Below are 15678 nucleotides of genomic sequence, written 5' to 3' on the forward strand. Positions count from 1 at the left end.
TTATCCTTTTTTTACAAATTCAGATTTTAAAGCCATGGCTCCAAAACCTGTAATCTTACAATCTATATTATGATCTCCATCCGTTAATCGAATGTTTTTCACTTTGGTGCCGGCTTTTATTGGTTGAGGATAGCCTTTCACTGGTAAGTTTTTAAGTACAATTACCGTATCCCCGTCCACGAGAACATTTCCATTGGCATCTTTTACTTCAATGCCTGAATCTTCAACGACTGTTTCTTCAGGGTTCCATTCATGTCCACATTCCGGACATGTTAAGAGTGGACCTCCGGTGGAATAAGCGAATTCTGATTGGCATTTAGGGCATGGTGGGAATTGTGACATCTTTTATAAATTATAATTTCGGCGCAAATAAGGAATTTTTTTTGAACTGATTAGCCTAAAGACTTAGAAATTGGGTTTGATAGTGCCAATTTAAATAAAATCTAATCTATGGTTGAAACATTGGCTCGTTAATCCCTTGGCAATAAAACCCGGATTATGGAATAGTTTTTCCTGAGCTTTCTCAGGGATTGTTGTAATCGCAGAACATCAGGTTGTTTGAAGATTTTAGCTTAGCATCGCTATGGTGAAATTGAAATCAGCAACAAAGTGGCTGATTTTGAAGTGATTTCAGCAATTAATAGATTGGCGATGGCATATTTCAGTTTAACAAACCTATGATTATAATCGGCTTTACTACAAGGGCTTGTATAAGAAATGAGGTAAAAGTAATGGGTATATATTATATTGATTTCTCAGTGCATCCGAAAAATCTATTGCTGATTTAAACTGTAGAGAGGATGAGTTAAAATATTGTTCATAAAGTTTTCTTTCTTTTTTTTCCTAGCCAAAATATAAATCCGGTGACTGGTAGTGAGGCTCCGATTAAAGAGGCTAGGAAAACCAAAATTCTTCCCGGGAGACCTAAAATACTTCCAAAATGAATGTCATAGACCATTCCATTCACAGTTTGGAAAGTACTGCGGTCTTTGGATAAGCCATTCTGAAAATTACCTTCCAAAGGATTGCCGCTGTATTGGTCATAGACATAGTGATCAATTGCATTTAATCCTTTGTTAGGCTGAATTACGGTAAGGTTTATTGGATCGTCTTTTTTATGGGGAATACTAATTCTTACATAAGACTCAGGAAAGCGCGAATGGTTTTGGGCAATTAATGTGTTTAATACATCATCCTGATTTACCTCTTCGGTTTTATCCCTGAGCATAGATTTTGGGCTGTCGTAGGTGATGTTATTTTCTCCACTAACAGCTTTTGTTAACGCTTTTACTGACTCAAAGCCCCAAAAAATACCTGTTAACACACTGAAAATTAAGATCCAGGTGGCATAAAATCCTAGGATATTGTGCAGGTCATAGTTGAGTTTTTTTGGAGAGACAGTCCATTTAATTTTAAACTTATCTTGGCTAGGCCATCCCTTAATTGGCCACCACATTACCACACCCGAGATTAACATAGGGAGTGCCAAAAGGGTAACCCAGTGTACTACTTTTCTCCCAAAATCCCCTAAAAGAAGATTTCTGTGTAAGTTTTTTAAATGGTTTAACCAGCCCTTTTTCATGTCTTGCAGATGGATTAACTCTGCATTATAAGGATTAAGTTGGGCCAAATAATAGGTGCCGGGGACATATAGTAAAACTTCAATACTGCTGCCACTATCTCGGTACAAGGCCGTACGAAAATCTCCTTCTGGAAATGAATTTTGTAAACTTTTTTTAATGTCAGAGATGGTAATAAAGGGTTTGTCTTGTACTTCTACTTTGTGTTTGTAAATGATTCTGCTGATTTCAGGTTCCCAAGTGTATAGTGCCCCTGAAAGGGCAATGACGAAGAAAAGGAATCCTGTCCCTAAGCCAATAAATAGGTGTATTTTGGCGAGGAATTTTCTGATGGGCATTGAGGAGAAATTTTAATAAGTTGGGGTGACTACATTTCAAACATTAAATGTAAATAATATTTGTTAGGTTCTTCTGTTTCGGTAGGTTTTTTGGGGAAAAAATCGGATTGCCCAAAGAATGAACAATCCGAATCTTTAATTTAGAAATATTCTAAGAGAATATTTATATAAAGAATACCAAGCCCTATTTTTTGACCGGGGTTAATACAATGTTTCTATAGCTTACATTGCCATGGTCACCCTGTAAATATATTGGGCCGGGAGAAAGTACATCGGCACTCATGGCTCCACCTGTGGGTCCCCAGGCAGGCTGATTGTCTATGATTGTTTTTCCGTTTAAAACAACCGTTACATGTCGATCCACAAGTGTGATGTCCATGGATTGCCATTCCCCGGCTGGTTTTTCAGCAGCTTGGCTTGGTTGTATACGGCTGTAAAGAGCTCCCATATTGTGGGAATCTAAAGGTTTTCCATAAGAGTCAACCACTTGGATTTCATAAATTCCTCTCAGGTAAACTCCGCTGTTATTTCCTTTGGGGACATTTACTTCAAGTTTTAAGTTGAAATCACTAAATTCTTCATTTGTCCTAATATTACCATAGGAAATATGTTTGCCATTTTCAGGTTGAATGGGGTCATTGACCAAAATGCCATCCTCCACCTTGAATCCGTTTTTTTGATTGGAGTTCATTAATGTCCAACCACTCAAGTCTTCCCCATTAAATAAGGCTATGGGCTTGCCGTATTTCACCTTGGAAAGATCCGGTTTAGAAGGCATTTCAGGCATTCTTTTACCTGTGAAATTAGCTGTATATTCACCGTTTCTCCTAGGTCCGGACATGGTTCCTTTTAATATATCCCCATTTTTTTCTACCCTTAAAGTATGGGTAATCGTGTGTGTTCTTTCATCATTTTTCTTGGATTGATTTGTTCTTGTAACCACCAAAGTGTTTTCGTTGGCTAAATACACATGAGATACCGGCAATACACTACCGCCTATCCACAATAATTCAGCATCTAGAAATCCATGGTCTTCATTTACATGGAGCCATCCGACGCCACCGCCTTCCACCTCCAATCCCCACATCCCTAAAAATGGGTTGGCCTTTTGGTTCTTAGGTAAATTACTAGCAAAAATGCCGGAAGTTATTAAAAGCAGTAATACAGAGCTTATGATTGTTTTCATTTTGAGTTATTGTTAAAAGTTTACATTCATTTTTATCGATAAGATAATGAATGTAAAAATTTATTTTTATTCTAAACTTCTTTTTTTAAGTAAATGCATAGGTAAAGCCTAAACCGGTGGAAAATAAGAGATAATTAAAAAGTAATAATAAGATTTAAAATAGATTTTATGTTTCTAGCATTTGATTGTATTATAAAATCTGTATAAAACAAAATAAATATGTGAATTTATGTTTACTTTCAATGATAAAGTAAATGAATTCAGCTTTTATCAAGGTAATAATAGGTTAAACTTAATGATATGACACATTCAAGAAGAGATTTTTTAAAAAGGAGCAGCGTCTCGGCAGTAGGTTTTGGTTTATTACGACCTGATTTTTCATACCATCGTGAAATTTCTCCCAATGAAAAGGTTAACGTTGGTTTAATTGGAGCAAGGAATAAGGGGTTTAATATTTTAAGTCATATGCTGAAAACAGGCCAGGTAAATTGCCTTGGTATCTGTGATGTGGATAAAAATATAATGGAGCAGCGTGTAGAAGAGGTGGAAAAAACCCACGGACAGATGGTGAGAAGCTATAATGACTTTAGAAAAATGCTTGACAATAAGGAAATTGATGCTGTGGTCATTGGAACGCCCGATCACTGGCATTGCCTGATAATGGTACTTGCCTGTCAAGCAGGAAAAGATGTATATGTAGAAAAACCATTGGCTAATAGCATTGAGGAGTGTAATTTAATGCTTGCAGCTGCTAGAAAATACAACAGGGTGGTCCAAGTAGGACAGCAGCAGAGGAGTGGTGAAGTTTGGAATAGCGCTATGACTCATATTCATACCGGGGGAATTGGGGAAATAAAACGTATCAATGTCTGGGCCAATTTTCCTTACGGAATGGGTGCCCCCAAAGTACCTGATAAAGCCATTCCCAATGGTCTGGATTATGATTTTTGGCAAGGTCCTGCAGCTAAAAGAGCCTATAACCCCAATCGGGTTCATGGAAATTGGAGACATTTTTGGGATTACGGAGGAGGTTTGATGACGGATTGGGGGGTACACCTTTTGGACATGGCGCTATGGGCCAAAAACATTCATCACGAACCAAAGTCTGTCATAGCCTCTGGGGCCAATTTTAACCTGTCCGCATATAGTCGAGAAACCTTTGAGCTCATGGACGTTAGTTATCCTCTGGAGAATTATTTCATTCATTGGACACATACTGCAGGTATTGCTGTAGGTCCCTATGAAAAGCCGTATGGTGTAGAATTTATCGGTGACAAAGGGGTAATTATTGCTGACAGAGGGGACTGGAAAATCCTACAGGGGAATAAGGAAGAAAGTGAAGAGGCCAGCAAATTGGCCAAGGCAAATTTTAATTTTACCGGCAAAAGTGCCATGGAAATACATGTGTTGGATTTTTTAAAAAGTGTAAAAGAAAGAACTGTTACAAACTGTCCTGTTGAAATAGGCAGAAATGTTGCCCTTTATGCGCATATGGGGAATATAGCTGTCAGGTCAGGTGAAAATGTTCTGGAGTGGAATGCAGAATCAGGTAATTTTAAAGGCAATAGTAAGGGGAATGCCTTAATTCGACCTGAATATAAGGGTGGATGGAAACTTCCTACCGTTTAAACCAAAGATAAATAACTGATTTTGTCTACTCAAAAATGATCAAGGGCCCAAGATGAGTTTTCCTAAACCAATTTTTGAGGTTTAAAAAAAGTATTTGACTTTTTCACCTGATATGGTATGCAGGTATTTTGTTCAAGTATTTGATTTACAGTGGTATAAAAATCTTTATTTGAATTATGCATTAAATTCTTTTAATTAGCGTATTACAAGTTAGCATAACCCAAAATTGACTAAAATAACCTCCTATAATGACCGGGAACTTCTGCGGTTGATTAAGGAACTTCAAAACCACGGTGCTTTTGAAGTTCTGTATCAACGGCATTTTGATCCAATTTATCGGTATGTATTCAAAGTAATGCAAGATCGGGAGGCAGCTGAAGATGTCGCTCAGAATATTTTTATTTCCCTTTGGAAAAAGCCACCAACCTTAACTTATTCCAGTCTATTGCCTTACCTTTTTGGGGCAGCAAGAAATCAGATTTCCAAAGAGATTCGGAAAAACAAATGGAACAGAGAGCAACTGGATTATATAGAAAATAGTCTGGGGATATGTTCCACAGATGAATATTTAGAAGAAAAAGATACCCGTTCACTTTTGGAAAGTGCGGTAGAAAAATTACCTAAAAGGTGTAAGAATGTTTTCGAGTTAAGCAGGTTTAGTTATCTAAGTAACAAGCAAATAGCAAAGAAGCTGGGTATTTCAGTTTTTACAGTTGAAAATCACATTAAAAAAGCTTTGTATCATTTAAGACAGTCTTTGGAGCTAATTGCTTTGCTATTTTTTGGTTGGTTGTAATTTTCATTTTCTCTCGTGGAAATGTTTTAGGCAATGGGGCTTTTAGCATCACATAAAATAAAAAATAGATTTTTTTATCATCACACTAGCTGATCTTTTGGGTTTGTGGTACTCTACTGTATAACCCTTTGGTATTTTATGCAAATTAAGCAATTAATTAACTGGGCAAGAAAGTATAGAAAAGCTGATCCTTCCGCCAAGGAAAAGAAAGAATTTGATTCATTTTTGGATGACCTGGCTAAACTGGGTAAGGATCCCAAACCTTTTGATTTAGAAAAATCAAAAGCCAGAGTATGGGGAAATTTAAAAAAGAAAAGCCATAACAAAAAGTCGGTCAGGCATTTGTTTCCTGTCATTAGGAAAGCAGCAGCAGTGTTTTTTATTTTTTCTATGCTTGGTACGCTCGTTTATCACACAATAAATATAGATGAAGAACCGGTTCTTTTGGTGAAAATAACCGGGGAAGGAATGCGGTCCATGGTGACTTTGGTTGATGGAAGTACTGTAAGGATCAATGAAAACAGTAAACTCGAATACCCTGAAGTTTTTACCCCTGAAAGTAGGGTGGTGTACTTAACAGGTGAGGCATTTTTTAACGTAACAGCCAATGCTAATAAACCTTTTAAGGTTGTGATGGACTCCTCAGAGATTACAGTTTTAGGAACATCATTCAATATTAATACCCACCAAAATACAGAGGTAACTGTGGCAAGCGGAAGGGTCAAAGTGTCAGATAGAATTTCCAATAATAACGTGGTATTGGATAAAGGTCAGCAGGCTTTATTAAAAGCATCAGAGATTCAGGTAAAGAAAGTTAATCCTGATTATTACATAGGCTGGCACACGCGGAAATTAGAATTTGAGGAAGAGACCATCGCTTCTGTCTTTTCAATTTTGGAAAGGGCCTATGGAGTAAATATAGAATTAAAAATGCCCGATAAGGAAATTGACTGTGCCATTACAGGGGCTTATTCCGGAGAGCGGATAGAGACCATCCTATTGGGATTGAGGCATATTTTAGATTTCAGCTACCAAACAGATATTGAAACCAAAACGATTTTTATAAAAGTGAATAAATGTAAATAATAACTATGAAGTAAAAACTAGAAAAAAATGATCCAGCAACTGCTGGAACAGTCCTGGATCATACTTAAAACACTCATCAATTAACTAACCCGAAAAGAATTTTAAGCATTTAAAATTATGGAAATTAATTTACTAAAACTATTGATCATGGCATCAAAGAGGCTTCTGTATGCCTTCCTTGTTCAGGTGATTGCAATGCAATTTATCATGGCCTCCCCTTCAAAAAGTCAAAATTTGGAGGATGTAGGCTTAAGCATAAGCGTTCAGTCCAAAACTTTTGAAGAGGTATTGGGTATTATACAAGAAAAAACCCGATTCAACTTTACCTATAATCAAAAGGTAGGAAGTTTAGACAACCAGTTTACCTTTTCCTTTCAGGAAAGTAACCTAAAGGAAGTACTGCAACACCTTGCACAGCTTACCGCATTTGAATTTAAAAGAGTAAACAACACCATCTATGTAAAGCCTGGGCTTTCATCGGAAGAAACTGTGGTAGTGCTTTCAAATCCACCTACGGTATCGAATGATGCAGAAGAGGCCTTCATTCCTATAGAAGGTACTGTATTAGATGAAGAGGGAAATCCCATTCCCGGTGCAACGGTAATCATTGAAGGAACAACCAATGGCACGGTTACAGATATCGATGGCAAATTTAGGCTTGATGTAGGGGCCGGAAGTACAATAAAGGTTTCCTTTATTGGTTACAAAAGTCAATCCATCACTGTTGGTAACCAAACTGTTTATGAAATTACCTTATTAGGTGATCAGGCAGCATTGGAAGAAGTGGTAGTGGTGGGTTATGGTACCCAAAAGAAAGAAGATGTAACCGGAGCAGTATCATCGGTTAATCAGGAAGCAATCAAAAATTTACCGGTTTCGTCATTGGATCAAAAAATGGTTGGCCAGGTGGCAGGAGTACAAATCCAGCAAGTATCCGGTGCTCCCGGTGCAGGAACCTCAGTCAAGATCCGAGGAAGTGGGTCCCTTGGGGCGGGCAATGAGCCACTCTATGTGATAGATGGGATGCCTTATTCATCTGGGATGAATCAAACCTTGAACCCTTTGATGTTTATTGACCCTAATAATATTGAGTCCATTACGATCTTAAAAGATGCCTCATCTACCGCAATTTATGGTTCTAGGGGAGCCAATGGAGTAATCATGATTACCACGAAAAAAGGGGAGTTAGAACAGACCAATATCAATTTCTCATCTATGGTAGGGGTACAACAAGTGCCTCAAAATGGACGTCCGCAGTTATTAGGTCAACGAGAGTTTGCAGAATTTCAACGGGATAGAATTGATATTGGTGTAAGGCAAACAGAAGGAAGGGAACCAACATTGGCTGATTATCCGGAGGAATATAGAGATTTGGAAGCCTTATCCGGTCAGGGTACGGATTGGTACGACTTGGTATTGCAGACAGCGAAAATTCAAGACCATAACTTTAGCATGCAAAAGGGTACCAAAGATTCTAAAATAAACTTTAGTTTGGGATACTTCAAGCAAGAGGGGGTACTTAAAGAAACCGGTATAGAACGGTTTAGCAGTAATTTGGGGATCGAAAGTAATGTGACCAATAAACTTAAAATTGGAGCTACCATTCAACCAACTTTTATAAAGCAGGATCGAGCAAGCACCAATCTAAACAGGAACGATATTTTGGGAGTGAGTATTTGGGCCAATCCGATTTCTACCCCATATGATGAGAACGGAAACATTAAACCCTATATTGTTGCCCCTCAAAGTCGTTTTCATTCCGCTTGGAGCTTTGTAAATCCCTTGTTTTCATTGCAGGAAATAAAAATGCAGCAAAACACTTTTCAAAACCTGGGTTTGGCATTTGCTGAGCTTGAAATTTTACCGAATTTAAGGTTTAGGTCTTCACTCAATACTATTTTTGAAGTGTCAAAATATGAACAATATATTCCAAGTTCCATTGGTGCTTCAAATAGGCCACCTACTGCAGGTACCGGATCGTCAAGCAATACGCGGAGAAATAGTTTTGATTGGTTAATAGAAAATACACTGAACTATGACTTAAACAGAGGGGATCACAGAATTAATGCCCTGGTAGGTTATACCACCCAGAAATTTACCTCAAATAATATTTCATTAGGTGCAAGTCCCTTTCCGAATGACTTGATTACCACCATCAATGCTGCCCAAAGTATAACGAATTGGGGAGAAGCCATCAATGAATGGAGCATGATATCCTATTTGGGAAGGGTTAATTACGCCTTCAGAGACAAGTATTTATTGACAGCCACCTTTAGGTCAGATGGATCTTCTCGTTTTGGAGATGAAAATCGCTTTGCCATGTTCCCTTCACTTGCAGCAGCTTGGAGGGTTTCTGAAGAAGATTTTTTTCAGAATATCAGCTGGATGGACGAATTTAAGATTCGAGCAAGTTATGGTAAAAGTGGAAACAATAACATAGGCAATTATGCTCACCTTGCATCCATAAGTGCCGGCTCTTATGTTTTTGGCAACAATCAAGTTACTGCTTCCTCCGTAGGTTTGTCGAACCCATTCTTGACTTGGGAAGAATCCAACCAGTTTGACCTTGGGCTGGACTTCCAATTTTTGGACAGTAGGTTAAGTCTATTGGTAGATCTGTATAGAAGAGAAAGCAATAATATGCTACTCAATGATGTTATCCCTACCATTACAGGCTTTAATTCTCAGACTATTAATCAAGGAAATGTAAGAAATATGGGGCTGGAAATTGCTTTGGGTGGATCACCATTTGTAGGGGCATTCACCTGGGACATCAATGCAAATATTGCTTTCAATAGAAATAAAGTAATTTCCTTGAATGACAATACCGTACGGATTTTGGCTGGTAATAATGACGGAAACCCAACGCATGTTTCCGTAGTGGATAAGCCGATTGGTCAGTTTTACGGATTTGTCTTAGAGGGTGTTTATACTCCGGAAGACATGGAGAATCCCGATATCGTTAAAACGCCTCAAGTATATGAAGGGAATGTCAAGTATAAGGATGTCAATGGAGATGGTTTGATCAACGATGTATTGGATTATACCATTATCGGTAATCCCCATCCGGACTTTATTTTCGGTTTTACAAACAATTTTGCTTATAAAAATATTGACCTTGGATTGATAATCAATGGGCAGAGTGGTGGTCAGGTGATGAATGGTTTGCGCCAAACGACGGACAATCTTCAAGGATTTTTTAACGTGGACGAAGATTGGGTAAACCGATGGAGAAGTACCGAAAATCCGGGAGATGGAATTCATTCCGGAATCCCACAAGTGAGGCCTAGCTGGGGACACAGAGTATCTACCCTTTGGGTGGAAGATGCATCATACCTAAGGATTTCAAATCTTACTTTAGGCTATACGTTGCCCAGTAAATTAATGGAGCGTTTAAAAGTAATCAAGGGGTCAAGAATATACATGACGGTACAAAATTTGGCCATGTTTACCAATTACAAAGGTGCCAATCCGGAAGGGCAAGCAGCCAATCAAAACAATACCCTGGTCCCCGGATTTGACATGACTTCTTATCCATTGTCAAGGACCACCTCCATAGGTATCAATTTATCTTTTTAAACGCATTTGTAATTAAAAATTCAGCGTCACAAAAAATAATCAGACATGAAAAAGCTATTATATATACTTGTCTTTTTGGGAATGAGTGCCTGTTCAGAGGATTTTCTGGAGATTTTCCCGGAGACGACTTTAAATGAAGGTAACTTCTATCAGACACAGGAAGAATTTATTCTTCTGGCCAATGGTTGCTATGTACCAATGAGGGATTATGAAAAGGATCTACATTGGGTATTGGCAGAATTGATTTCAGACAATACGAGTTTTCAGTACAATATCAGGACCGGGGAGGCCGTAAGGGGAGTTATTGATCAATTCATTATTACCTCAGACAATAGGGGCTATGCTCAATTTTGGGATGGATCGTATAATGGGATCACCAGGTGTAATAAATTATTGGCTGAAATAGATAGGGAAGGGGTTACCTGGACCAACCAAGCATATAAAGACAGGTCCACAGCAGAGGCCTTGTTTTTGCGTGGACTTTATTATTTCAACCTGGTAAGACAGTTTGGCGGCGTGCCTTTGGTGACGACACCTATTACTGCACAGGAAGCTGTAAATATTGATCGATCTACCGAGGAGCAGGTTTACCAACAAATTATTAATGACCTTGAAAGTGCTGTGACCCATTTCTCTAATGCTACAACTGTAGATGAGGAGGGCAGAGCCAATAAATATGCCGCTCAAGCCTTATTAGGAAAAGTGCAGCTTACTTTAAAAAATTATTCTTCAGCAGAAAGTAGTTTAAAGGCGGTAATTGATGCCAATCAGTATAGCTTGCTTCCCAATTATGCGGATTTATATGATCCTTCCAATCCCGATTTCACCGAAACATTATTTTCAATTCAGTATTCAGAAAACAACAGAGAATTATCCAATAGGTTTATCTTTATGTTTGCCCCTTGGAGTTCTGAAGGTGAAATCACCAATAGGCCTAATATAAGTATGGTGTCTGCGGGTTGGAATATTCCCACGCGCGACCTTATTGAGGCATTTGAAGAAGGAGATCAACGGAAAGAGGTGTCTATTAACACGTGGACAGGGCCGGATTGGGATGGTGAAATAAGAGAATTGTCTTATATTGGAAAGTTTAAACCACCAGTTTCAGCCCCGGATGATCGGTGTGGGGACAATATGCCGGTTTTACGTTATTCAGATGTATTGTTGATGTATGCAGAAGCCCTAAACGGACAAGGAAGAACAGGAGAAGCCATTCCTTATGTAGAAATGGTAAGGAGCCGGGCAGGTTTAACAGAACCGCTACAAGGGTATAACCAAGAGAGCTTACAGGACTTGATTTTGAAAGAACGCCAAGTAGAATTCTGTTTTGAAAACCAGAGGTGGTATGACCTTAAGAGAACCGGAAAAGCCTTGGAAGTAATGGCAGCTCATGGTCAAAGGGAAAAAGAGATGAAATCTTTTCTTTTTGATGCTTCCTTTGATGTGGCCGAATATAAATTATTGGCACCTATACCGGCAGAACAAATATTGATCAACCGACTGGAACAAAATTCAGGCTATTAATCTTAGAAAACCAAAATAATTTACAATGAAAAAAACAAGTAGGATTCGTCCTTTGAGGTGGGCATTTGTGGTGCTCATTTTGATGTCAATTACGAAAATGACATCTTATGGGCAGGAAGAAAAGCCCAATATTATCTATATACTATCCGATGATCAAGCGTGGAATGATTATGGTTTTACGGGACACCCACATATTGAGACTCCAAATATTGATAAATTGGCTGATGAAGGTCATACCTTCACTAGGGGTTATGTGACAGCTCCACTGTGCAGCCCTTCGTTGGCAAGTATAATTACTGGTCTCTACCCTTATCAACATGGGATTACAGGGAATGATCCAGAGTTTAATTTTGAAGGGAAGCGTTACAATAATGATTGGCAAATCGCTAGGTCTCGTCTATACAAAGACTACTTGGATGAATTTCAAAAACACCCGACCGTCCCAATGATTCTGAAAAAATTGGGGTATTTGTCATTCCAAGCAGGAAAATGGTGGGGTGGAAACTTTAAAGAAGGAGGATTTACTCATGGAATGACCCATGGTGATCCGAGTAGAGGTGGAAGACATGGAGATGTAGGTCTTAAAATTGGCCGTGAAGGGATGGATCCTATATTCGATTTTATGGATCATGCCATCGATGAAGACAAGCCCTTCTTTGTATGGTATGCACCATTTCTGCCTCATTCTCCTCATAATCCACCGGATTCTTTGCTTCAGAAGTACCTGCCCTTGGCTCCAAGTAAGTCTGTAGCATCCTATTGGGCAATGTGTGAATGGTTTGACATAACCGTTGGTCAGCTTTTAGATAGGGTAGAAGAAAAGGGGCTTTCAGAGAATACTTTGGTTGTATTTGTCACAGATAATGGATGGATTCAAGACCCGGAAGTACCTAATAAATTTGTAAAGGGGTCCAAACAGGCTCCCCAAGATATGGGGATAAGAACGCCTATTATATATAAATGGCCGGGGAAAATCAAGCCTAAAATGGATCATTCCAATTTAACAAGTAGCATTGATATGGCAGTAACCACCTTGGCTGCGGTGGGGATGGATCCGCTTCCTACTATGCAAGGAATCAATATAATGGATAAGAAAGCCATAAAAAATAGAAAAGAAATCTACAGCATGGATTTTGCACATGATATGAAAGGGGTAGATGTGCCGGAAAAGACTTTGGAAAGTAGAATTCTTATTACCAGTCCCTGGAAAATCATTGTACCGGGAGTAGCCAATGAGGATACCCAAGAAGTGTTGTTGTACAATATCTTAAAGGATCCTTTAGAAGAAAATAACTTGGCAGAGAAACACCCTGAGGTAGTACAAAAACTTACAGCCTCACTGAATAAATGGTGGAATAAATAATTGTTAATAGGAAAGGGAATTTTTCCCTTTCCTATTTTTTTATCAGAGATACCCTTAAAATTGGTGGAAACAAATGAACCTTAAAGTAGAATTAATTTCAATCTATTCCCCATTGTCATAAGGAAAGAGAAAAACTTAAAGGTTTTATTTAACGTTTGACAGCTGTACGCACTATTGTATTTGATATGAAAATTTACACTTCCATGCCCGCAGGTTTAGTGCCTTATTTTCAAGAATCCCTTGAAATTTACAGGATTGAGTTTGAAGCCGGTAACCTTGGTAAAGCATGGAACCATTTGGAAAATGCCCACATTATAGGGCAAAGGTATCCTTATACCCACACCTGCGTTCATTTGGAAATGCTGTTGTTTGGGATAAAAATTAAAAGTTATAGAGAAATAATTGGTCAAATTCCTCGATTGGTATTGGGAGGAGTTAAATCTTTTGTGGGTAAGGTTCCTTTGGGTAATCCCGGTGGAGCTGATGTGCCACCTTTAAAACCATTTCCAATCAAGAAAGGCATACAGGAGATCTTTGAGAAAGCAGGAATAAAACAATAATATTGGGCCTCAGAATATTGGCTAGCTTAAATTTTAACCTAAAATTTCAAGGTTTTTCAGGAAATGAATGACCTTTTGATCAGACATTTCACAGGGCTTTAACAATTCTTGTTTGCTGATAATATAATAGTTAAGGCTAATAAAATTCTTTCCCCCCAATTCTTTGGAATAAATTTTAATACTTTTTCCCTTATTGAAATCAGTCCTTGTTAGTCCATATTTCTTGTTTTCATAAATCACTTCCGAATAACCAATGGGTAATTTGTATATCCAATTCACCAACATGATTAAGAACTACAGGAGAGCATGGAACAACCCACCTTATGTCTCGCCCATTCAGGACGTTTTGCAAACCATTTTTCTTGATGGGTTTGTTCTGAATAAGGTTTTTTCAACAGTTCAAACAATTCCTCCAAAAGGCCATAATCTCCATTTTCAGCATCATCAATCGCCAATTGGGCCATGTAATTTCGAAGTACATATTTGGGGTTTATTTGGTTCATGTGCTTCTTTCGCTCCTCATCAGAAACAGCTTCTTCTTGCAAGCGATTTCCATAAAATTGGAACCAAGCTTTCCAATCTTCTCGTAGGCTAGCTGATAATTCAGAAGGGGTGTAGAAGGCTTCATTTACCAGGTCTAAACCATTTGAGGGGGCTGCTTTTTTCACATTGCTTAGCAACCTGAAAAATATTGTCATATCAGTTTCTGCTTCCTGCAAAAGTCGCTCTAATTCTTGAATTAAAGCGATGTCTTTCTCTTTTTCTGTTGATAGGCCTATTTTTTTTCGCATCATTTGAATCATTGCTTTAGGAAAACCTGTTCTATATTGGTTCAAAGCACCTTCTAAAGGTGCTACTTCTTCTATCAAAGGGTACAAGGCATTGGCCAATTGATATAAATTCCATAGGCCAATATTTGGTTGATTTCCATATCGGTACCTCTTTTGCTGAAGATCTGTGGTATTGGGAGTCCATCCTTCTTCGAAACCCTCAAGCCAACCGTAGGGGCCATAATCTATGGTCAAGCCTAAAATAGACATATTGTCTGTATTCATCACCCCGTGAACAAAACCCACCCTTTGCCAATGAACAATTAGGGCTAGAGTGCTTTGTACAACTTCATTGAAAAAGGCTATATAAGTCTCCTTTGAAGGTGAGCCTAAATGTGTGAAATGATGTTTTATGGTAAAGTCTACCAAGGTTTTAAGTGTTTGGGCATCTTGTCTGGAAGTAAGAAGTTCATAATTTCCAAAACGTAAAAAACTTGGTGATACTCTGCTGACGATGGCTCCTTTTTCGTAGGCAGGATTTCCATTGTACAGTACGTCTCGCATTACTTTGTCACCGGTTAAGGCCAGAGACAAAGCCCTGGTGGTTGGCACTCCTAAGTGATGCATTGCTTCACTGCAAAGGTATTCCCGAATAGAAGAGCGCAAAACCGCAAGTCCATCTGCTGTTCTTGAATAAGGTGTAGCTCCCGCACCTTTAAGTTGCACCACCCAATGTTTTTCCTGATGTGCTACTTCAAATAAATTAATGGCTCTGCCATCCCCTAACTGCCCTGCCCAGTTTCCGAACTGATGTCCACCATAGCACATTGCATATGGTTTGGTATTATCCAGTATAGCATTTCCAGTAAAAATATTTAGGAATTCAGTGGATTCACTGTCTTCTACAGTTAGTCCCAAGTTATCCAACATTTCCTGTGAAACATGAATTAGCTTGGGTGCTGCGCTGGGACTGGGTTTTACAAAGGAAAAACATGCCTCTGAAACCTGTCGCCTTTGTTTTCCCGTAATAGGGTCAGCAGGTAATTCACTTGTAAAATTATTTTGAATGTTAAGCTTCATCTCTTGGTCTTAAATTTTATCATTTCCTGCCTAGCCTTTGAATAGATCCGGACAGCCATAGATAGGGATTGGTTACCTAAGTTTCAAACAGTAATAGCGATAAAGTAGTTCTCTATTCAATGAGAGGAAATTTAGTGGAAGGTTAAAAACCTAGGCTCGACTTAAAACTGTGAAAAAATTCTCATAG

At 38.5% G+C, this 15678-nt stretch carries 11 protein-coding genes; 7 read left to right on the forward strand and 4 right to left on the reverse strand.

Features of this window, described 5'->3' with window-relative positions; genetic code table 11:
• From Q4534_RS05210 to Q4534_RS05220, 3 genes are all read right to left on the reverse strand, one after another.
• Complete coding sequence (locus tag Q4534_RS05210; RefSeq protein WP_303612114.1) at positions 1-342, reverse strand: zinc ribbon domain-containing protein YjdM; 342 nt, start codon at positions 340-342, stop codon at positions 1-3.
• Between the two features lie 475 nt (positions 343-817).
• Entirely contained in the window at positions 818-1918 is a 1101-nt protein-coding gene (locus Q4534_RS05215; RefSeq protein ID WP_303612115.1) for a PepSY domain-containing protein, read from the reverse strand.
• Between the two features lie 184 nt (positions 1919-2102).
• Positions 2103-3104, reverse strand: a complete 1002-nt coding sequence (locus Q4534_RS05220; RefSeq protein WP_303612116.1) for a DUF1080 domain-containing protein — start codon at positions 3102-3104, stop codon at positions 2103-2105.
• Positions 3105-3404: 300 nt separating this feature from the next.
• On the opposite strand from Q4534_RS05220, the gene Q4534_RS05225 reads away from it, so the two are divergent.
• The 7 genes from Q4534_RS05225 (at position 3405) to Q4534_RS05255 (ending at position 13641) form a co-directional block, all read left to right on the forward strand.
• Entirely contained in the window at positions 3405-4733 is a 1329-nt protein-coding gene (locus Q4534_RS05225) for a Gfo/Idh/MocA family protein (RefSeq protein ID WP_303612117.1), read from the forward strand.
• 226 nt (positions 4734-4959) lie between these two features.
• Positions 4960-5529, forward strand: a complete 570-nt coding sequence (locus Q4534_RS05230; protein ID WP_303612118.1) for an RNA polymerase sigma factor — start codon at positions 4960-4962, stop codon at positions 5527-5529.
• A 138-nt stretch (positions 5530-5667) separates the two neighbouring features.
• Entirely contained in the window at positions 5668-6615 is a 948-nt protein-coding gene (locus Q4534_RS05235; RefSeq protein ID WP_303612119.1) for a FecR family protein, read from the forward strand.
• A gap of 147 nt (positions 6616-6762) precedes the next feature.
• The gene (locus Q4534_RS05240) at positions 6763-10194 is read left to right on the forward strand and encodes a TonB-dependent receptor (protein ID WP_303612120.1); all 3432 of its coding nucleotides are present in this window, start codon (positions 6763-6765) and stop codon (positions 10192-10194) included.
• Positions 10195-10239: 45 nt separating this feature from the next.
• The gene (locus Q4534_RS05245) at positions 10240-11718 is read left to right on the forward strand and encodes a RagB/SusD family nutrient uptake outer membrane protein (protein WP_303612121.1); all 1479 of its coding nucleotides are present in this window, start codon (positions 10240-10242) and stop codon (positions 11716-11718) included.
• A 25-nt stretch (positions 11719-11743) separates the two neighbouring features.
• Positions 11744-13081: a sulfatase gene (locus Q4534_RS05250; protein WP_303612122.1), complete on the forward strand. Its 1338-nt coding sequence runs from the start codon at positions 11744-11746 to the stop codon at positions 13079-13081.
• A 185-nt stretch (positions 13082-13266) separates the two neighbouring features.
• Positions 13267-13641 carry a DUF3703 domain-containing protein gene (locus Q4534_RS05255; protein ID WP_303612123.1) on the forward strand — a complete coding sequence of 125 codons (375 nt, stop codon included), beginning with the start codon at positions 13267-13269 and terminating at the stop codon, positions 13639-13641.
• Between the two features lie 287 nt (positions 13642-13928).
• Here the strand turns inward: Q4534_RS05255 and Q4534_RS05260 are convergent, their stop codons facing one another.
• Complete coding sequence (locus Q4534_RS05260; protein ID WP_303612124.1) at positions 13929-15491, reverse strand: YdiU family protein; 1563 nt, start codon at positions 15489-15491, stop codon at positions 13929-13931.
• Between the last annotated feature and the right edge of the window lie 187 nt (positions 15492-15678).

Origin of the sequence: Cyclobacterium sp. 1_MG-2023, assembly GCF_030546805.1 — a bacterium.
Lineage (GTDB): Bacteria > Bacteroidota > Bacteroidia > Cytophagales > Cyclobacteriaceae > Cyclobacterium.